General features: G+C 40.8%; 19 protein-coding genes. 18 read left to right on the top strand and 1 reads right to left on the bottom strand.

The window, feature by feature from the left end; all coding sequences use genetic code 11:
- Positions 1-7: 7 nt before the first annotated feature.
- A complete protein-coding gene (locus Q0037_RS10210) occupies positions 8-1,054 on the bottom strand; it encodes a ferredoxin--NADP reductase (RefSeq protein ID WP_297517880.1) in 1,047 nt (348 codons plus the stop codon).
- A gap of 262 nt (positions 1,055-1,316) precedes the next feature.
- On the opposite strand from Q0037_RS10210, the gene Q0037_RS10205 reads away from it, so the two are divergent.
- From Q0037_RS10205 to Q0037_RS10120, 18 genes are all read left to right on the top strand, one after another.
- Entirely contained in the window at positions 1,317-2,786 is a 1,470-nt protein-coding gene (locus Q0037_RS10205; RefSeq protein ID WP_297517877.1) for a DUF5687 family protein, read from the top strand.
- A gap of 18 nt (positions 2,787-2,804) precedes the next feature.
- The gene (locus tag Q0037_RS10200; protein ID WP_297517875.1) at positions 2,805-3,503 is read left to right on the top strand and encodes an ABC transporter ATP-binding protein; all 699 of its coding nucleotides are present in this window, start codon (positions 2,805-2,807) and stop codon (positions 3,501-3,503) included.
- A 164-nt stretch (positions 3,504-3,667) separates the two neighbouring features.
- Positions 3,668-6,547: a gliding motility protein gene (locus tag Q0037_RS10195; RefSeq protein ID WP_297517872.1), complete on the top strand. Its 2,880-nt coding sequence runs from the start codon at positions 3,668-3,670 to the stop codon at positions 6,545-6,547.
- Position 6,548: 1 nt separating this feature from the next.
- Positions 6,549-6,953: a polymer-forming cytoskeletal protein gene (locus Q0037_RS10190; protein WP_297517869.1), complete on the top strand. Its 405-nt coding sequence runs from the start codon at positions 6,549-6,551 to the stop codon at positions 6,951-6,953.
- Positions 6,925-7,152: an AtpZ/AtpI family protein gene (locus tag Q0037_RS10185; RefSeq protein WP_297517864.1), complete on the top strand. Its 228-nt coding sequence runs from the start codon at positions 6,925-6,927 to the stop codon at positions 7,150-7,152. Before Q0037_RS10190 ends, Q0037_RS10185 begins: the two co-directional genes overlap by 29 nt.
- Positions 7,142-7,576, top strand: a complete 435-nt coding sequence (locus tag Q0037_RS10180) for a hypothetical protein (RefSeq protein WP_297517860.1) — start codon at positions 7,142-7,144, stop codon at positions 7,574-7,576. The genes Q0037_RS10185 and Q0037_RS10180 overlap by 11 nt, the downstream gene beginning before the upstream one ends.
- A gap of 72 nt (positions 7,577-7,648) precedes the next feature.
- The gene (gene atpB / locus Q0037_RS10175) at positions 7,649-8,824 is read left to right on the top strand and encodes a F0F1 ATP synthase subunit A (protein WP_297517858.1); all 1,176 of its coding nucleotides are present in this window, start codon (positions 7,649-7,651) and stop codon (positions 8,822-8,824) included.
- Positions 8,825-8,857: 33 nt separating this feature from the next.
- Complete coding sequence (gene atpE, locus Q0037_RS10170) at positions 8,858-9,049, top strand: ATP synthase F0 subunit C (RefSeq protein WP_164974874.1); 192 nt, start codon at positions 8,858-8,860, stop codon at positions 9,047-9,049.
- An 83-nt stretch (positions 9,050-9,132) separates the two neighbouring features.
- Positions 9,133-9,633, top strand: coding sequence for a F0F1 ATP synthase subunit B (locus tag Q0037_RS10165; protein ID WP_297517852.1), 501 nt, complete (start codon positions 9,133-9,135; stop codon positions 9,631-9,633).
- A 6-nt stretch (positions 9,634-9,639) separates the two neighbouring features.
- Positions 9,640-10,167, top strand: a complete 528-nt coding sequence (gene atpH, locus Q0037_RS10160; protein WP_297517849.1) for an ATP synthase F1 subunit delta — start codon at positions 9,640-9,642, stop codon at positions 10,165-10,167.
- A 23-nt stretch (positions 10,168-10,190) separates the two neighbouring features.
- Complete coding sequence (gene atpA / locus Q0037_RS10155) at positions 10,191-11,765, top strand: F0F1 ATP synthase subunit alpha (protein ID WP_073360327.1); 1,575 nt, start codon at positions 10,191-10,193, stop codon at positions 11,763-11,765.
- A 73-nt stretch (positions 11,766-11,838) separates the two neighbouring features.
- Positions 11,839-12,696, top strand: coding sequence for an ATP synthase F1 subunit gamma (atpG, locus tag Q0037_RS10150; protein ID WP_297517844.1), 858 nt, complete (start codon positions 11,839-11,841; stop codon positions 12,694-12,696).
- Positions 12,697-12,787: 91 nt separating this feature from the next.
- Positions 12,788-14,248 carry a lipopolysaccharide biosynthesis protein gene (locus Q0037_RS10145; RefSeq protein WP_297517842.1) on the top strand — a complete coding sequence of 487 codons (1,461 nt, stop codon included), beginning with the start codon at positions 12,788-12,790 and terminating at the stop codon, positions 14,246-14,248.
- A 6-nt stretch (positions 14,249-14,254) separates the two neighbouring features.
- The gene (dut, locus tag Q0037_RS10140) at positions 14,255-14,689 is read left to right on the top strand and encodes a dUTP diphosphatase (protein WP_297517840.1); all 435 of its coding nucleotides are present in this window, start codon (positions 14,255-14,257) and stop codon (positions 14,687-14,689) included.
- Positions 14,690-14,756: 67 nt separating this feature from the next.
- Positions 14,757-15,770 carry a sugar phosphate nucleotidyltransferase gene (locus tag Q0037_RS10135; RefSeq protein WP_297517837.1) on the top strand — a complete coding sequence of 338 codons (1,014 nt, stop codon included), beginning with the start codon at positions 14,757-14,759 and terminating at the stop codon, positions 15,768-15,770.
- Positions 15,771-15,773: 3 nt separating this feature from the next.
- Positions 15,774-17,120: a cytochrome C biosynthesis protein gene (locus Q0037_RS10130; RefSeq protein WP_297517834.1), complete on the top strand. Its 1,347-nt coding sequence runs from the start codon at positions 15,774-15,776 to the stop codon at positions 17,118-17,120.
- Complete coding sequence (locus tag Q0037_RS10125; RefSeq protein WP_297517832.1) at positions 17,120-17,920, top strand: DUF4292 domain-containing protein; 801 nt, start codon at positions 17,120-17,122, stop codon at positions 17,918-17,920. Before Q0037_RS10130 ends, Q0037_RS10125 begins: the two co-directional genes overlap by 1 nt.
- Positions 17,921-17,924: 4 nt before the next feature.
- Complete coding sequence (locus Q0037_RS10120; protein WP_297517829.1) at positions 17,925-19,175, top strand: peptidoglycan DD-metalloendopeptidase family protein; 1,251 nt, start codon at positions 17,925-17,927, stop codon at positions 19,173-19,175.
- Positions 19,176-19,235: the final 60 nt, after the last annotated feature.

Here is a 19,235-nt window from a genome sequence, read left to right as displayed (position 1 = left end):
TCCTTTTTTACACATCATCAAAGTCGACGTAAATTTCGGGCGTGGTCGGATGCGCTTGGCAGGTTAGGATTAATCCCTCGGCGATTTCACTGTCGGTGAGAATGGCATTTTTCTTCATGGTTGCTGCACCGCTGGTCACTCGCGCGAGACAACTGCTGCAAATTCCCCCTTGACAGGAATAAGGTGCGTCGATTCCTTGTTTTAAAGCGGCTTCCAAAATGGTTTGTTTTTGGCTCATTTCAAAGGCGGTTTCTTCGCCATCGACTTGGAGTGTAATCGCTGTATGTCCTTCTCCTGTGGGCGCGGCACCACTTTGATTGGAGGATGTAAACAATTCAAATTTAATTGCTTTTTCAGGGATGTTGTGCTCTTTCAAGGTATTGGAAACGGTAGTAATCATTTCCTCGGGGCCACACAAATAGAATTTATCAAATTCTTTTTCCTTGTGCTTGTTGTTCAATACAAAATTGACAACGGATTTATCAATACGGCCAAACAATTCGCTTTCATGGGTTTGACTAAAGACATAGTGCACAAAAAAGCGACCCACATACTGTTGTTGCAGTTCGTGCAATTCGTGGTGAAAAATAGTTTCGGCCACCGATTTATTCCCATAGACCAAGACGAACGTACTTTGGGGTTCGCTTTCCAAAACCGATTTAAGGATGGAGAGCACGGGAGTGATGCCGCTACCGGCAGCAAATCCAGCATAGTTACGTTGCCGATCGGCTTGGGGTTCGAAGGTAAATTTTCCCTCGGGAACGCCCACTTCAAGGACATCACCGGGTCTTAAATTTCGGTTAGCAAAGGAAGAAAAAAGTCCAAATTTAACTGCTTTTACAGCGATGCGCAGTTCTCCGCTTTTGGGCGAGGCACAAATGGAATAGGCGCGACGAATTTCTTGTCCGTCTAAGGTGAGTTTTAAGGTTACATATTGCCCGGCTACAAACGTATAAGCCGCTTGTAATTCGACAGGAATTTGAAAGGCCAACGAAACGGATTGTTCGGTCTCGCGACGCACATCTTTTATCAAGAGTTTATAAAAAGTAGACATAGCTTTAAAATTTTGGCAAAGGTACGAAGACTCCTTTAAATGTTTGGGGTTGAAATGGCCGATGTTTGTTGGATGTTATTTGGGGCACAAATTTGCGGTAGGGGGTGCAGTGGAAAGCCCGCAAGCGAAGAATGAGTGCGGACTTGCAGCGGAACACCCGACGGCAATAACAAGACCGATTGTAGTAAACAGTTCATTTGCCGGACCGCCCCGATTGTAACAAAATCATTATCTTGTTCACTAATTGAAAAATTTAAAACCTATGATACGTCGTTTTCTTTCGTTGGAATGGAAATCGTTTGCCCGTTCGGCTTCGTTTCAAACCAACCTCGCCTTAAAGATTTTGATGGCTTTGGGGGCGTTGTACTTTATTGTTTGCTTTTCGATTCTTGGATTGGCCGTCTATCCGATATTGAAAGAGCAAGGGTACAATCCGGTGCAAACCATTAATCGCATTATGATTTATTATTTGACGGCCGATTTGTTTATACGGTATTTTATGCAAAAAATGCCCGTGATGAATATTCGGCCGTTGTTGGTGATGCCGCTCAAAAAAAGTACGGTAATTCACTTTTTGTTGGGAAAAACATGGTTTTCGTTTTTCAATATCATTCACGCTTTTTTTCTGCTTCCTTTTACGGTGATGATGCTTTACAAAGGCGAGCCCATTGGGTCGACGTTGGCCTGGTGGTTGGGCATTAGCGCATTGATTTATAGCTGTAATTTTACCAATATTTTACTCAACAACAAGGATGCTGTTTTTTATCCGATGGCGGGATTGGTGTTGTTTTTAGGAGCGTCTCAATACTATGGTTGGTTTGACATTACACTGTACACCTATCCGTGGTTTCAAGCGCTTTTTGACACCCCTGTTGCAGCGCTTGTACCCGTTGTGCTTTTAGCTTTTTTGTATTATGCCACGTACCGTTATTTTGCGGGACACATGCATTTGGACGAGAAGTTGGCTTCGAAAGCTGAAATTGCGCAAACCGAAAATTTATCGTGGTTGAACCAGTTTGGCACCTTGGGGACGTTTTTGAAAAATGATATTCGTTTGCTCAAGCGAAACAAGCGTTCCAAAACAACCTTGGTGATGAGCGTGTTGTTTATTGCCTATGGGTTGTTGTTTTATACCAATTCGATTGAGGTCTACCAATCGGCGCCGATGCAAATGTTTGCGGCAATCTTTTGTACAGGGGGATTTTTGTTTGTGTTTGGCCAATTTATTCCGAGTTGGGACAGTGCTTATTATCCGTTGATGATGAGTCAAAACATTCAGTACCGCGATTATTTGATGTCAAAATGGTGGTTGATGGTGTTGGCAACGTTTGTCTCTACGTTGATTGCTTCTTTTTATTTGTATTTCGGCTGGGACGTCTACAAAATGATTATTGTAGGTGCGATTTTCAATATGGGATTCAATTCGCATTTGGTCATGTTGGGCGGTGCGTATGTTAAAACCCCGATAGATTTGACAACGAGCAAACAAGCGTTTGGCAATAAACAAGCCTTCAATGCGAAGACAATGTTGATTTCGTTACCCAAAATGTTGCTTCCTATGGGATTGTATTCGTTGGGTTATTATACCCATTCTTCCGATTTAGGAGCGCTTTTGGTGGCGGGTGCTGGCGTATTGGGATTTGCTTTCCGCGATCGCGTTTTCACGCAAATAGAAAAAATTTACAAAGTAGAAAAGTATGCTACCTTGGCCGCATACAAACAAAAAGCATAACGATAAACTTCCTTCCTCATGATACAAGTACAACAATTAAGCAAGATGTACGCTAATGGCGTCAAAGTTTTAGATATTAACGAATTGGAAATTCCTAAGGGACAGAGTTTTGGATTGGTAGGCAACAATGGTGCAGGGAAAACCACGTTGTTTAGTTTGCTGCTCGATTTGATTCAGCCCACAACGGGAAAAGTGATTAACAATGGCGTCGCAGTCAGTTCGAGCGAGGCATGGAAACCGTTTACAGCCGCGTTTTTGGACGAAAGTTTTTTAATCGGTTACTTGACCGCTGAAGAATACTTTTATTTTATTGGTGAACTTCGAGGTCAGAACAAAGCCGATGTCGATGCCTTATTGGCCAAGCATGAAGATTTTTTTAATGGAGAGATTTTGACCAAGAAAAAATATTTGCGCGATTTGTCGAAAGGAAATCAGAAAAAAGTGGGAATTATTGCGACTTTAATTGGTAATCCTGAGGTGATTATTTTGGACGAACCTTTTGCGAATTTAGATCCAACTACGGTGAATCGTTTGAAAAAGATTTTAAAAGAGTTGGCTGAAGACCCCAACGTGACCTTGTTGGTATCAAGTCACGATTTGGTGCATACGGTTGAGGTGTGTAATCGCATTGTGGCGTTGCATTTGGGTGAGGTGGTCAAAGACATTCAAACCAGCCCAGAGACGTTGCAAGAATTGGAAGCCTTTTTTGCGGTATAACGTTTTTATATCTTCTCAAGTACACCCCAATGGTTTCGGCTGTTGGGGTGTACTATTTTCAATTTCCGCCCTATTTTTTTTCACTTTACGAAAAGAAATGTATTTTTACCCGTTAGATATACTAAAAGCGCCAAATTGCAGTTAGTTACATAAACGTTTTTGACTTGAAAAACTCAACCCCAAAATATTTCTTTTTTTTCGGATTCGCAGCCGTACTCGTGGCGTGTTCTACGAAGAAAGATGCCTTTGTCAATCGAAAATTTCACGCGTTAAATACCAAGTATAATATTTTATACAATGGTGAAGTCGCGATGGACCAAGGCGTTGTGGATTTGCGCAACCAGTACAAAGATAACTTTTGGGAACTATTGCCTGTGGAGCGCATGCAAGTCACCGAAGAAAAAGCATTACCAGGCGATACAAAGAATCCCAATTTTGATCGGGCTGAAACCAAAGCAATCAAAGCGATTCAAAAGCATTCGATGAATATTGATGGGGTAGAACGCAACCCCCAAATGGATGAAGCGCATTTAATGTTGGGACAGGCGCGGTATTACGAGCAACGTTTTGTCCCTGCGTTGGAAGCGTTCAACTATGTTTTGTATAAGTATCCGCAAAGCGATAAAATTAATTTGATTAAAATTTGGCGGGAAAAGACCAATATGCGCTTGGAAAATGACGAATTGGCGGTCAATAATCTTCGCAAATTGTTGAAAGAGATTAAGTTTAAAGATCAAGTTTACGCCGATGCCAACGCCACCCTTGCCCAAGCGTTTATCAACTTAAAAGAAATCGACAGTGCGATTGCCAAGTTGCGTTTGGCTACCGAATTCACTAAAATCGATGAAGAAAAGTCACGATACCGCTTTATCACGGCGCAGCTGTATGAAGATCGCGGCCAAAAAGACAGTGCCTTTATCGAGTACCAGCGGGTTATTGATATGAATCGCAAAGCGGCCCGTCAGTATGTTATCCAAGCCCATGCCCGACAAGCCCGTCAGTTTAATCCCAAAACAGGCGATACGGTAGCTTTTTTAAAAAAATACAAGGACTTGATGGAAGATCGCGAAAACCGTTCTTTTATGGATGTATTGCACCATCAAATGGCCTTATATTATGAAAAAGTAAACAAACCTAAACAGGCCAAATTATCCTATAATGCCTCGCTTAAAGCCAAGCCACAAGATCAGTATCTGGTGGCTTCCAATTACCGAAATTTAGCCGAACTACATTTCAATGAAGCGAAATATGTGGTGGCGGGTAAATATTTTGACAGTACGTTGACCGTGTTGAATCCGCGGACACGGGAATTCCGGTTGATTACCAAAAAACGTGAAAATCTTCAAGACGTTATCAAATTTGAAGGTATTGCGCAACGAAACGACAGTATTCTCAATCTCACTGGCATGTCGTTGGCCGACCGGGAAGCTTTTTTTCAAAAACATATTGAGCGTTTGAAAAAAGAAGAAGCAGCGTTGAAACTCATTGCTGAAAAAATAGCCCAGGAAAAAGCAGCCGCTGAAGCCAATGCCAACCAAGGTAAAGATGCATCAGGGGCAGATAAATTGGGCGGCGGAAAGAAAAGTGTTATCACTCCTGTAGCCTCTAGCAACGAAGTAAGCAATTTTTACTTTTACAATCCTAATACGGTAGAAATAGGAAAACTTGAATTTGGCAAAAAATGGGGGAAACGAACCTATGGTGAAAATTGGCGTTGGTCTGCAACGGTCAGTAAAGGGGCTAATCCAGAGAAAGAGGACGAAAATGCGAATGCGGAAAAAGAAGATGAGGTTAAAACGGTCAATCCGATGCATACGACTGAATTCTACCTCAAACAACTCCCAAGCGATATAAAAGTGTTGGATTCGTTGGCCAAAGAACGAAACTTCGCGTATTACCAGTTGGGCGTTATATATAAAGAAAAATTTAAAGAGTACACGCGTTCAGCGAGCAAGTTTGAACAGTTACTCAAAAATAAACCCGAGGAGCGACTGGTCTTGCCTAGTTTGTATAACCTTTATAAGGTGTATCAAATTATTGATCCGACCAAAGCGGCGGCGATAAAGAATCGTATTCTCAATGAATATCCCGATACCCGTTATGCGCAAATCGTTGGTGGAAACACTTCGGCAGCTGCTATAGCCACAACACCCGAGGCAACGTATGATGCGCTTTATCGCGCCTATGATTCGGGCAAGTATAGAGAAGTTTTACCCCAAACCGAACAAGCCATCGAGCAGTTTACAGGGGAAGAGTTGGTGCCCAAATACGAGTTGTTGAAAGCCCAATTGTTAGGGAAACTAAAAGGATTGTCAGAATATAAAAAGGCATTGAATTATGTGGCCTTGACTTATCCTAATTCGGAGGAAGGGAAGAAAACGGAGCTGTTTATTCAGAAAAAAATTCCCTATTTAGAATCATTGTCCTTTAATTCAGAACCTGTTACGTCCTGGAACATTGTATATCCCGTGGCATTTCCAACTACAGCGGCGACGCAAAAGTTGGTGGATAAATTGAAAAAATTTATTCAGGAGCGCACCATCGAAACCATTACTTTGTCTGAAGACATTTATATGCTGGACAAAAACTTTGTGGTGCTTCATGGAATCAAAAATTTAGATAACGCCAGAGGGATTGCTCAAGTGTTGAAAGAATTCAAAGATTATAAAATCGCCGAACCGTATGCGATTATTTCCAATGAGAATTATAAGGTAGTGCAAGTGATGAAGAATTTTGAGGATTATGTGACGGGCGATTGGTTGAACAAACCTATTGTTCCTATTCAGCGTACTCTTGAAATTGAAAAAGAAATCCCCAAAGTAGTTCCTAAAGGGAAAAACTCAGGAACCGTAACCAAAGAGGAATTGTTTGGCGAAGACCCTTCAGCTCCAGCGGGAGATACACCCAAAGGCACACAAGGTTCAAATTCTACACCAACGGGTAATCCCTCAAACCCTATTCCAACGACTAAATCAAATGCGGCAGAAGACGCACCGATGAATGCGTTACCTCCAGCACCAGGCTTTAATCCTAACAAGAAGTAATATGTTTGAGAAAAAAACCAAATCGTATACCGATTTATTAGGAAAGACCAACCGAATTGTGGAAGGAACCACCATTCAAGGGAATATTGTTTCTCCAGCCGATTTTCGATTGGATGGACACTTAGTAGGAAATTTTGAAACCAAAGGAAAGTTAGTCATTGGTCCCGCGGGAAGTGTTCAAGGTGATATTATTTGTAAAAACTGTGATATCGAAGGCCGCGTGGAGGGGAAACTTCAAATTTCAGACCTATTAAGTGTAAAATCGAAGGCCGTTATCAAAGGGGAAGTCGTCTGTGGAAAATTGGCGGTCGAACCCGGTGCAGAGTTTTCGGCTACCTGTGTGATGAAGCCTCAGGTGAAACCTATTTCACAACAACATGAGCCCGTCACCGAAAAAACAGCCTAACCGCTGGATTGCGTTGTTAAATATTCCCCTTCAAATGGGGATTATTATCTTTTTATTTTCGCTATTAGGACAATGGTTAGATAGTAAGTATCCCAATTCTAATCAATGGTATACCAAGGGAGTCACCGTGTTTGGTGTTTTTGTAGCGCTCTATAATGTATACCGTCAAGTTCAAGACATTGATAAACATGATTCGTGAATGTCGTAACGTTTGGGTAAAATCGCTGCTTTTTGCGTGTGTTGGCTACGGGATCAATCGCTTGGTTTTTGCCATTCACGAGCCATCTTTTGCTTTAGCCCAACGCTATTATTGGTCCGTGGAATCCTTATTTTTCATTTTTGGAATTTTATCTATCGTGATTCTAACCTTTTTGGTAGGCGTAAAACATAAAAACTTTGATCAAGTGGGCATGCTATTTTTGGTTGTGACAACCATAAAAATGGCACTTGCTTTTGGTTTTGGAAAAGAAATTATCTACGGTTTTTCGAGTGTTCAGGAAAAAATTAATTTTTACAGCATTTTTGCATTTTTTCTTGTTGTGGAGACGGTTTTAACCATTCAACTATTGAATAATACGCCTCAGAAGACCACTTTTAACGAAAAATTCAAAAAAGAACGGTAATCCCATTGTTTTTTTTCTAAAAGATGTACCTTTGCACCAAATTTTGGAAACCTTAAAATTACGTGAATAAAAATGGTGATTTCTAGAAAACCAAGCCACTTCATTGTTGCTGCACTACTGGCTTTTATGCCCTTATTTTCTTTCGCGAATGACAATCACGAAGCACATACGCAAACGACGGCTTCCCAAGAAGCAACGACTGCTGTGGAGAAAGGACATGAAGAAGGTCATCATGAGGGACATGAAGAAGGCGATATTCGTAGTGAAATTAAACAACACATTAATCACCACGTTTTAGATTCACACGATTTTACTTTGTTTGCAGATGATAAAACAGGAAAACATTTTGGGTTTCCGTTGCCTGTAATTCTTTGGGACGAAGGCCTTCATATTTTTTCTTCATCGGAATTTCATCATGCCGAAAATGGCGTAGTCCCCTCCAAAGGCAAGTTTTATGTGTTGAGTCATCACGATGGAAAAATCTACCGAACAGATGCTACAGGAACCTTGACAGAAGATGCTAAATCGGGTCACCCTACCAATGTTCGTCCGATTGATTTTTCGATTACCAAAAGTGTTTTGTTCATCATTATTACGGCACTTTTGATGTTTTTCATGTTTACACGCTTGGCAAAATCGTATGCCAAAAACGGAGGAATTCCCAAAGGTATGGTGCGTATTTTTGAGCCATTGGTTGTGTTCATTCGGGATGAAATTGCTATTCCTAATATTGGGGAGAAGAATTATAAGAAGTATATGAGTTATTTGTTGACCATTTTCTTCTTCATCTTGTTTTTAAACATTTTTGGATTGACGCCGCTTGGAGTAAATGTAACAGGTAATTTCACCATTACTTTTTCCTTGGCTATTTTAACATTTTTGATCACCAATTTAACGGCAAATAAAAATTACTGGGGTCACATTTTTTGGATGCCAGGAGTTCCTTATTTGATGCGTATTGTATTAGCTCCAATTGAATTATTAGGAGTATTTATCAAACCATTCTCATTGATGATTCGTTTGTATGCCAATATTTTTGCGGGCCACATCGTAATCATGAGTATTATTGGTTTGATGTTCATTTTCAAAAGCTGGGTTGGAAGCCCACTATCTTTCGGATTGGCTTTTGTACTCTCTATTTTAGAAATTTTAGTTGCCTTTTTACAGGCCTATATATTTACGATGTTGTCGGCACTTTATTTTGGTTCTGCCAATGAGGAGCACCATCATGAGGAGGCGCATCATTAATTACGTATTTGTTTAATTTAATATACAAACATTATGACTATTCCAAACATTGTAGGTGCAGGTTTGATCGTTATCGGTGCCGGATTAGGTATCGGTAAAATCGGTGGATCAGCTATGGAAGCTATTGCGCGTCAGCCCGAAGCTTCAGGTAAAATCCAAACAGCGATGTTGATCGCTGCAGCACTTATTGAAGGTATTGGTTTCGCTGCATTATTTGCTGCTTAATCTAAAAAAACAGCAACAGGTATAACGGTTGGTTGTTCCTGTTGCTTTCCTTACGTCTAACAGAAATTATATACATATATCTCATGGAAAAATTAATAAATCAGTTTGAATTCGGTCTGTTTTTCTGGCAGATTCTCATTTTTGTGGGTTTAATTCTGTTGTTGAAAAAATTTGCATGGAAGCCTATCTTAGACGCGGTAAATGAGCGCGAAGAAGGGATTAAAAATGCGTTGCAATCAGCGGAACAAGCGCGTCAAGAAATGGCCAATTTAAAATCTGATAATGAGAAATTATTGGCAGATGCCCGTGCAGAACGCGATACACTATTGAAGGAGGCGCGTGAGATCAAAGAAAAAATGATCAACGATGCTAAGGCAGACGCTCAAGCACAAGGCGAGAAAATGATTGCCCAAGCAAAAGCAGCGATTGAAGGCGAGAAAAATGCAGCTATGGCTGAATTGAAAAGTCAAGTTTCGGCACTTTCTCTAGAAATCGCTGAAAAATTATTGCGTGATGAATTATCCAACAAAGAAGCGCAATCCAAATTGGTAGAAAAAATGTTGGGGGATTCCAAATTAAACTAATAACGTATGTCAAGAGCAGCGATTCGATACGCGAAAGCGATTTTAGATATTGCCACAGCTTCTGGTAAATCCGAAGCGGTTAATGCCGATATGAAGTCGATTATAGCCGCTTTAGCGGAAAGCCACGAGTTACAAGTGTTTTTATCCAGTCCTGTGGTTCGTTTAGAAGCTAAGAAAAATGCTTTGTTTGAAATTTTCGCTGGCGTTCAACAAGAAACGCAAAGTTTATTTCAATTGTTATTTACCAACAAACGTTTTGAAATATTAGGGGCAATTGCCAAACAATACGGTCATTTGTATGATGAAAGTATTGGGGTTGAAATTGCCAAAGTGACCACTGCAATTCCAATGACGGCCGAAATGGAAAAAACCATCAGCACCAAAATTGCGGAAATGTCAACCAAGAAAATTACCTTAGAAAATACCGTAGACCCATCGATTATTGGTGGTTTTATCTTACGCATCGGCGATATGCAATATAACGCTTCTGTTTCCGGTCGTTTAAATGAGTTAAAAAGAGAGTTTAGTAACTAATACATCATTAAAGATATATTACAATGGCAGAAATTAAAGCTGCTGAAATTTCAGCAATCCTTAAAAAACAACTAACCGGTTTTGAATCGGGAGCTTCTTTGGAAGAAGTAGGAACCGTACTCGAAGTAGGAGATGGTATCGCACGCGTTTACGGGTTATCTAATGCACAATACGGAGAGTTAGTGCAGTTTGATAACGGACTTGAAGCGATTGTATTGAACCTTGAGGAAGATAATGTTGGGGTGGTGCTTTTAGGGCCCTCTACAGGAATCAAAGAAGGTTCAACCGTAAAACGTACCCAACGTATTGCTTCTTTGAAAGTCGGAGAGGGAATCGTAGGTCGTGTTGTGGATACGCTAGGAAATCCTATCGATGGAAAAGGACCGATCAGCGGTGAGTTGTATGAAATGCCATTGGAACGCAAAGCGCCCGGGGTAATTTTCCGTCAGCCTGTTAACGAACCCCTTCAAACGGGTATCAAAGCGGTTGATGCTATGATTCCAGTAGGTCGTGGACAGCGTGAGTTGGTTATCGGTGACCGTCAAACTGGGAAAACAACGGTTTGTATCGATACCATTTTGAACCAGAAAGAATTTTTTGACGCAGGTCAACCCGTATATTGTATCTACGTTGCTGTAGGACAAAAAGCGTCTACTGTGGCAGCTATCGCTAAAACATTAGAAGAAAAAGGAGCCTTGGCTTACACTACCATTGTAGCAGCGAATGCGTCTGACCCTGCACCAATGCAAGTATATGCGCCTATGGCTGGTGCAGCTATCGGAGAGTACTTCCGTGACACGGGACGTCCTGCTTTGATTGTGTATGATGATTTATCAAAACAAGCGGTGGCTTACCGTGAGGTGTCGTTGTTGTTACGTCGTCCACCAGGACGTGAAGCCTATCCCGGAGACGTTTTCTACTTGCACTCTCGTTTGTTAGAAAGAGCGGCAAAAGTAATTGCCGATGATGATATCGCTAAAAACATGAATGACTTACCTGAATCCTTGAAGCCTATTGTTAAAGGAGGCGGTTCATTAACAGCACTTCCGATCATCGAAACCCAAGCGGGTGACGTTTCGGCGTATATCCCTACCAACGTAATTTCGATTACTGACGGTCAGATTTTCTTGGAATCTGATTTGTTCAACTCAGGGGTGCGTCCTGCAATCAACGTGGGTATTTCTGTATCGCGTGTTGGGGGTAATGCACAAATCAAATCCATGAAAAAAGTAGCGGGTACCTTAAAATTAGACCAAGCGCAATACCGTGAATTGGAAGCGTTTGCAAAATTCGGTTCCGATTTGGATGCGGCTACGTTGAATGTAATTGAAAAAGGAAAACGTAACGTTGAAATTTTGAAGCAATCGGTGAACGATCCGTTTACAGTGGAAGACCAAGTAGCGATTATCTATGCAGGGTCTAAAAACTTGTTGCGTAATGTTCCTGTGAATAAGGTAAAAGAATTCGAAAGAGATTTCTTAGACTATTTGAACAACAAACACCGCGATACATTAAACGCTTTAAAAGCAGGTAAATTTGACGATACCATCACCGATGTATTGGAAAAAGCCGCTAAAGAAATCGCAGCAAAATACTAATTTAAAGTGAACAGTAACTAGTGATTAGTAAATAGCTAATCACTAGTCACTAATTACTAATTACTATACAATAATGGCAAACTTAAAGGAAATTCGCAGTAGAATCACCTCGGTACAATCCACGATGCAAATTACATCGGCGATGAAAATGGTTTCTGCTGCCAAGTTAAAAAAAGCGCAAGATGCTATTACAGCCATGCGTCCTTATGCCGAGAAGTTAACGGAATTACTTCAAAACCTTAGCGCTACCATTGAAGGAGATTTAGGCGGAAGCTTTACCGAACAACGGGAAGTAAAAAAGGTATTGATTGTAGCCATTACTTCCAATCGTGGATTATGTGGTGCGTTCAACGCCAACGTAATCAAACAAGTTCGTGCGTTGGAAGAAAGCTACAAAGGTAAAGAAGTAACGATCTATACCATCGGAAAAAAATCAGGTGATGCTTTCCGTAAGACCAATACGCTTGCGGGTGAAAACACGGCTATTTTTGATCAACTCACCTTTGAAAATGCCGCTTCCATTGCACAAGATTTAATGGATAAATTTGCAGCAGGCGAATTTGATAAAATTGAATTGGTTTACAATCAGTTTAAAAATGCAGCCACTCAAATCATCAAAACAGAGCAATTCCTTCCTTTGGCCTCAGGAACTTCAGCACAAACAAGTAGCGCAGACTATATTTTTGAGCCGACCAAAGAAGAAATCGTGTTGACGTTGATTCCAAAATCATTGAAAACACAGTTGTACAAAGCGATTCGCGATTCGTTTGCTGCTGAACACGGTGCGCGTATGACAGCGATGCATAAAGCTACCGACAACGCCACGGAATTGCGTAATCAATTGAAATTAACGTATAACAAAGCCCGTCAGGCAGCGATTACCAACGAAATCCTTGAGATTGTAGGTGGAGCAGAAGCACTTAAAGGTTAATAATTCGTAACGATATAAAAAAGAGTCGGCTTTGTCGGCTCTTTTTTTTTGCATTTATTTTATCGTTATTTTTGTTAAAAATTCCCAATCCTTGAGTCTGTACAAGAACCTCTTTAAACAAACCTTAATCTATGGTCTAGCTACCGTCTTGCCACGGATTATCAGTTTTTTACTTAATCCACTTTATATCTATTATCTAGAGGATAAAAGTCAGATGGGCATTGTTTCGGTACTTTTTTCCTACCTCGTTTTTTGTAACGTGTTTCTTTCCTATGGCATGGAGACGGCTTTTTTCCGTTTTTTCAACAAAGAAACCGATAAAAACAAGGTCATATCCACCAGTACCATTTCGCTGTTTTGGTCTACGCTAGGGTTTCTAGTTCTTGCGTTGTTGTTTCGAAATACACTCGCCCATGCCACTGGTTTTGCCGTCGAATACATTACCTATGCGCTTTGGATTGTAGCTTTTGATGCCTTGGCGATTATTCCCTTTTCAAAACTTCGTGCCGAACGCAAACCCATGCAATATGCAGTCATAAAAATTGGAAATGTTAGTCTTCAAATACTTTTAAGCGTTTTCTTTTTAGCCTTTCTTCCCCAATGGGCTAAGAGTGATCCAAGCGGTTTTTTAGCCACACTTTACTACCCCAACTTTCAAATTGGATATATTTTTATCGCCAATTTAATGGCAAGTTTGGCGACTTTTTTGGTGTTAATTCCCAATTATACGCAAATCCGTTGGCAATTTGATTTTGCGCTTTGGAAACAAATGATGCGCTATGGCTATCCTATTCTTTTTGCGGGTGTAGCCTTTGCCATCAACGAACATTTTGATAAAATTTTATTGGATTGGTTTCACGTTCCCTTAGCCGATATCGGGGCCTATTCTGCTTGTTACAAAATCGGGATGTTTATGGTGTTGTTTCGAACGGCCTATTCGTTGGGTATCGAACCCTTCTTTTTCTCCCATGCTGGGAATGAAAATGCACCACAAACCTATGCCACCATCACTAAGTATTTTGTGATTTTCGGTTCTTTTATTTCGTTAGCGGTCATAGCATTTATTGATTTGCTCAAACAACCGTTGGTGCCCAATGCCGCCTATTGGGATGCGATTAAGGTGGTTCCGTTAATAGTGTTTGCTAATTTCTTTTTGGGCATTTACACCAATTTATCGGTATGGTATAAATTAATTGATAAAACCTTATTCGGAGCTTATATCTCTTTTGTTGGGGCTTTAGTAACGTTGGCGCTGAATTATTTGTTGATTCCAAAATACAGCTATTACGGATCGGCTTTAGCGACTATCGCAGCCTATGGAAGCATGATGATTATCTCCTATCAGTTGGGAAAAAAGAAGTACCCCATTCCGTATGATTTTAATCGAATATTCAGTTACCTCGGACTTTCAATCGGGTTTTCTATTTTGGCATTTTATGTGGATTATATTCGTGATAACTATCCCCTTAAAGTACTTTTATTACTCGTATTTTTGTCCTTTATTTATAAAAGTGAAAAAGAGACGCTTTCGCGTATTCTTCGCCGTAAATAACAAGCTATGCAAATTAAAATTATCAACACCTCTGAGCACGAATTACCCGCGTATGAAACCTTGGCCTCTGCTGGGATGGATTTACGGGCGCAATTGTCCGAACCCATTATGCTTCAGCCGTTAGGTCGTGCCATCATCAAAACAGGATTATTTATTGAGTTGCCCATTGGGTACGAAGCGCAAGTGCGTCCCCGAAGTGGTTTGGCCGCCAAAAAAGGGATTACCGTACTGAATTCGCCAGGCACCGTCGATGCCGATTACCGGGGGGAAATTGGGGTCATTTTAGTAAATTTATCCCAAGAACCTTTTGTGGTAGAAAACGGTGAACGTATTGCCCAATTGATCATTGCCAAACACGAACGTGCCGAATGGATTGAGGTCGACGCATTGTCGGAAACTTCCCGGGGTGCGGGCGGATTTGGAAGCACTGGAGTCAAATAAAAAAATAGTATAACACTCTTCTAATCGAATTTTTTTCAGATTGGAACCCTAAAAACAAAAAACAACCATGAAGATTATCGTCCCTATGGCCGGACGCGGATCACGCCTTCGACCTCATACGCTTACCGTACCAAAACCCTTAATTCCTATTGCTGGAAAACCCATCGTGCACCGATTGGTAGAGGATATTGCACAAGTCATCAACCAAAAAATTGACGAAATTGCCTTTATCATCCATAAAGATTTTGGAAAAAAAGTAGAGGAAGATTTGGTCGCCATTGCCCAAAAATTAGGCGCACGCGGGACTATTTGTTATCAAAATGAAGCGTTAGGAACTGCGCATGCGATTTTATGCGCCAAAGAAAGCATGACGGGTCCGATCGTTGTGGCCTATGCCGATACCCTATTTCGCGCTGATTTCTCCTTAGATACTTCGGCCGATGCGGTGATTTGGGTTAAACAAGTGGACGATCCAAGTGCCTTCGGAGTCGTGCAATTAAACGATCAAAACCAAATTGTCGATTTTGTTGAAAAACCCAAAGAATTTGTATCCGATTTGGCCATTATTGGGATTTATTATTTTCAGTCGGGGGAAACTTTACGTTCGGAATTGCAATACCTGCTCGATAACAACGTTGTAAAAGGCGGTGAATACCAATTGACCGATGCGTTGGAAAACATGAAGCAGAAAGGCATGAAATTTGTTCCAGGCAAAGTAGACGAGTGGATGGATTGCGGGAATAAAAATGTGACTGTGGAAACTAATTCTCGAATGCTAAACTTTTTGCATCAAGATGGGGTAGAAGCTTTGGTGGCGGCCAATGTAAAATTGGAAAACAGTACCATTATTCCTCCCTGTCATATTGCTGAGGATGTGATTTTGGTAAACGCCACTGTAGGACCCAATGTCTCTCTAGGCAAAGGAACTCACGTGGTTAACAGTACGATTAAAAACAGTTTGGTGCAAACCCATGCGCACATCAAAAACGCGCAATTAGACAATGCGATGATTGGTAATCATGCCTCATTTGATGGAAATTTCACTAGTATTAGCATCGGCGACTATTCCGTTTTAGAATAAAATATGATACAACGAATTCTTTATAGTGGTTTTTGGACACTCTTGATTTCCAGCACGCTTTGGGCACAAGAGCCTGAGGATACGGCGTTGGCTCCCGATGCGTTTCAAAACCATTATTATGAAGCGTTGACACAAAAAGGAATAGAAAATTACGACAAGGCCATCGAAGCGTTGAATCAATGTGAAAAAATTCAACCCAACAATGCCGTAGTGTATTTTGAAAAAGGGAAAAACCTGTATTTCATGAAACGCTATCCGGAGGCTTTTGATATGTTCAAAAAAGTCACCGAAATGGATTCCAATAATCGTTGGGCTTGGGCGGGAATGTATGATATTTGCTACGATACCAAAGACTATAATCGGGCTATTGGCATCGTAGAAAAACTGATCGAATTTAAAGCCGATTACCGTGAAGACTTGTGTTCACTGTATATGTTAACGCAACAATACGACAAAGCCTTGGACTTGATCAACACCTTAAATGCAACGGTTGGGAAATCGGAGAAACGCGAGTTGTATAAAGCACAAATTCTTCAAGACGCTAAATTTCAAGGTCCAGAGAAGAATGACTTGGTTGAAAAAATAAAAAAATTCCCGAAAGATGAAGCCAACTACATCGCTTTGATTTACCTCTATTCTCAAAGCAACCAGGAGGAAAAAGCACTTGAGGTAGCCCGTCAATTGGAGAAGGAAATTCCCACTTCTGAGTGGGCTCAAGTGAGCTTGTTTAAATACCATTTGAATGCCAATGAAGGCGACAAAGCGGTGAAATCGATGAATATCGTTTTGGCTTCGGAAAAAATTGATAAAAAAATCAAACATCGTATCCTTAATGAGTTTTTGATTTTCACCAAAAATAATCCCAACTACGAAAATGCCCTTGATCGTGCCATCGCTTTTTTTGATGACGACAAAACCATCTTTGTGGCCAAAGAAATTGGAAAGTTTTATCAAACGAAGAAAAACGCGCCCAAAGCCATTAAGTACTACGAAATGCATCATCGCTCTCATCAAGACGATATGGAAGGTATTTTACTTTTACTACAAGCGTATACCGACCATTTGCAGTTTGATCAAGTGGGGCGTTTTTCACAAGAACAATTAGAGCTTTTTCCAACCCAACCACAGTTGTACTATTTTCGTGGATTGGCACTCAATCAGCAACAACAATTTAAAAAAGCAAAAGAAATACTTGAAGCGGGACTCGATTTTATTGTAGATGATGTGGTTTTGGAAATCAATTTTACGCTACAATTGGGGGAGGCTTGTGCCGGTTTGGGCGACACGAAAAAGAAAAATGAATACTTTGAAAAAGCCAATCAGCTTTTAGAAAAAACCAAAAAACGCTAATGCAACGTACGATTATATATCCTTTTTATCTTCTCACAGTGAGTTTGTTACTCGGATTGACTTCCTGTAAATCCAAAGCAGTAGCTATTGCCGAAAGTGCTGCGGTGACCAATGAGATTCCTGCGATTCAAATCATTGATAAGTACAATGTCAACGCTCTTGATTTTACTACGTTAAACATCAAAGCCTCCGCCAAGTTTGAAGATCCCAATCTTTCCCAAAATGTGATGGCAGAAATTCGGATGAAAAAGAATGAAAAAATCATGGTTATCATTCGTGTGCTCGGGATTACTATGGCCAAAGCCTTGATTACTCCCGAATCGGTGCGTTATTACGACAAAATTGGCAATAAATATTTTGAAGGTGATTATTCTTCGCTAAGCCGTTGGCTGGGTACTGATTTGGACTTTTTCAAGATTCAAAGTCTGTTTTTAGGCAAATCCATCGATGATTTTTCTAAAGGCAAATACAAGGTTTCCATCGCCGATAAATGGTACCGTTTACAAGCGCTTGAAACCGAAGGTATCGACAAATCTTTCTATTTAGAAGGTGATAATTATTTGATCAAAAAGCAAGAAATCAACCAGCCTCAATTGGATCGTGCCTTACAAGTAACCTATCCCGATTACAGCAAAACAAACGAAAAGTATTTACCCTTACAAATGCTGTTAGAAGCCCGTTTGCAAGAGCAAAAAACCATTATTGATGTAGAATATAAAAACGTCAACTTCAACGAGGAGCTCACGTTTCCGTATCAAGTACCCGAAGGATTTGAACGTATAGAAATTGAAAAGAAGTAAGCCCATGTCGCAAAAGTTTAGTACTCTTATCGCATTGTTATGCACGGTTTTGGCCTCAGCCCAGCTCACCCAAGAAGAGTTGGAACAGCGCAAAGCCAAGTTGCAACAGGAAATCATCGAAAAAGAACGCCTGTTGCAAGAAGTGCGTTCCAAAGAAAAGTCGGTGACCAAGTTGTTGGATATCCAAAAGGAAAAGATTGGGTTGAAAGAAAAGTTGATTAACACCACCACCAAGCAGACCAAAATTCTCAACGACAATATTTACCTGAATCAACTCGAAATCAATCGCTTGAAAAAGGATTTGGACATTCTTAAAAAGGACTATGCCGAGATGATTCTCAAATCGTATAAAAGCCGCTCCCAGCATAGCCGCGCCATGTTTTTATTGTCGTCAGAAAACTTTACTCAGGCCTACAAACGCTTGCAGTATATGAAACAATATGCAGGTTATCGCAAAATGCAAGGGCAAGAAATCAAGGATAAAACCGATAAATTGGCCAACCATTATACCGAACTCAACAAACAAAAAGAGGAAAAAGAAGTCTTGTTGGCCGAGCAACAAAAACAGCGCGAAGATTTAGAAAAAGAACGCCAAGAGCAAGAGAAATTAGCCAATAGTCTCAAAAAGAATAAAAAACAATTAGCCGCCGAGATTCGTAAAAAAGAACAAGAGTCGCGCAAAATTGACGCTCAAATTCAAAAATTGATTCGGGAAGCCATCGCTGAATCCAACCGGAAAGCCGCGGCCGCCAAAGCCAAAGCCAATCCGAAAACAACTACCGCTGCTGAAACCAAAAAAATCGAGTCTTCAACCAAAATCGTGTTGACGCCCGAAGGAAAAATCATTTCCGATAATTTCAAAGCCAACCGCGGAAGTTTACCATGGCCTGTCGAGCGTGGGGTGATTAGCCTCGGGTTTGGAGACCAACCGCATCCCGTGTACAAATCGCTTGTGGTGCATAACAGTGGTATTGATATTACTACCGATGCCAACGCCAATGTACGTGCTGTTTTCAAAGGTGAAGTAGCGCAAATACAGAAGATTGGAAACAAATTTGCAGTGTTGATTAAGCACGGGGATTATTTTACCATCTACCACAACTTGAGTTCGGTATCGGTTACTGAAGGCGAGAATGTGAGTGCCAAGCAATCGTTGGGACGTGTAAAAACCGACTCCGATGGGAAAGCAGTATTGCGGTTTATGATTTCTCAAAACGCGAGTTATGTCAATCCCTCGCCGTGGTTAAAACGATAGATAGCAGCTCTGAAAAAGCGCTTATTGCAACTAACGATTTTACCCCTATTGGAAAACAAC

This window comes from Flavobacterium sp., assembly GCF_027482425.1.
Lineage (GTDB): Bacteria > Bacteroidota > Bacteroidia > Flavobacteriales > Flavobacteriaceae > Flavobacterium.
Note: the sequence above shows the minus strand (reverse complement) of the source record. Positions and strands in the feature narration are given on the sequence as shown.

Excerpts from the sequence above, each read along its gene's own strand:
- Q0037_RS10135 (WP_297517837.1), top strand. The coding sequence starts at position 14,757 with ATGAAGATTATCGTCCCTATGGCCGGACGCGGATCACGCCTTCGACCT.
- Q0037_RS10165 (WP_297517852.1), top strand. The coding sequence starts at position 9,133 with ATGGAAAAATTAATAAATCAGTTTGAATTCGGTCTGTTTTTCTGGCAG.
- atpH (WP_297517849.1), top strand. The coding sequence starts at position 9,640 with ATGTCAAGAGCAGCGATTCGATACGCGAAAGCGATTTTAGATATTGCC.
- atpE (WP_164974874.1), top strand. The coding sequence starts at position 8,858 with ATGACTATTCCAAACATTGTAGGTGCAGGTTTGATCGTTATCGGTGCC.
- Q0037_RS10180 (WP_297517860.1), top strand. The coding sequence starts at position 7,142 with ATGATTCGTGAATGTCGTAACGTTTGGGTAAAATCGCTGCTTTTTGCG.
- atpA (WP_073360327.1), top strand. The coding sequence starts at position 10,191 with ATGGCAGAAATTAAAGCTGCTGAAATTTCAGCAATCCTTAAAAAACAA.
- Q0037_RS10120 (WP_297517829.1), top strand. The coding sequence starts at position 17,925 with ATGTCGCAAAAGTTTAGTACTCTTATCGCATTGTTATGCACGGTTTTG.
- Q0037_RS10190 (WP_297517869.1), top strand. The coding sequence starts at position 6,549 with ATGTTTGAGAAAAAAACCAAATCGTATACCGATTTATTAGGAAAGACC.
- atpB (WP_297517858.1), top strand. The coding sequence starts at position 7,649 with ATGGTGATTTCTAGAAAACCAAGCCACTTCATTGTTGCTGCACTACTG.
- Q0037_RS10125 (WP_297517832.1), top strand. The coding sequence starts at position 17,120 with ATGCAACGTACGATTATATATCCTTTTTATCTTCTCACAGTGAGTTTG.
- Q0037_RS10130 (WP_297517834.1), top strand. The coding sequence starts at position 15,774 with ATGATACAACGAATTCTTTATAGTGGTTTTTGGACACTCTTGATTTCC.
- dut (WP_297517840.1), top strand. The coding sequence starts at position 14,255 with ATGCAAATTAAAATTATCAACACCTCTGAGCACGAATTACCCGCGTAT.
- Q0037_RS10205 (WP_297517877.1), top strand. The coding sequence starts at position 1,317 with ATGATACGTCGTTTTCTTTCGTTGGAATGGAAATCGTTTGCCCGTTCG.
- Q0037_RS10210 (WP_297517880.1), bottom strand. The coding sequence starts at position 1,054 with ATGTCTACTTTTTATAAACTCTTGATAAAAGATGTGCGTCGCGAGACC.
- Q0037_RS10185 (WP_297517864.1), top strand. The coding sequence starts at position 6,925 with ATGAGCCCGTCACCGAAAAAACAGCCTAACCGCTGGATTGCGTTGTTA.
- Q0037_RS10200 (WP_297517875.1), top strand. The coding sequence starts at position 2,805 with ATGATACAAGTACAACAATTAAGCAAGATGTACGCTAATGGCGTCAAA.
- atpG (WP_297517844.1), top strand. The coding sequence starts at position 11,839 with ATGGCAAACTTAAAGGAAATTCGCAGTAGAATCACCTCGGTACAATCC.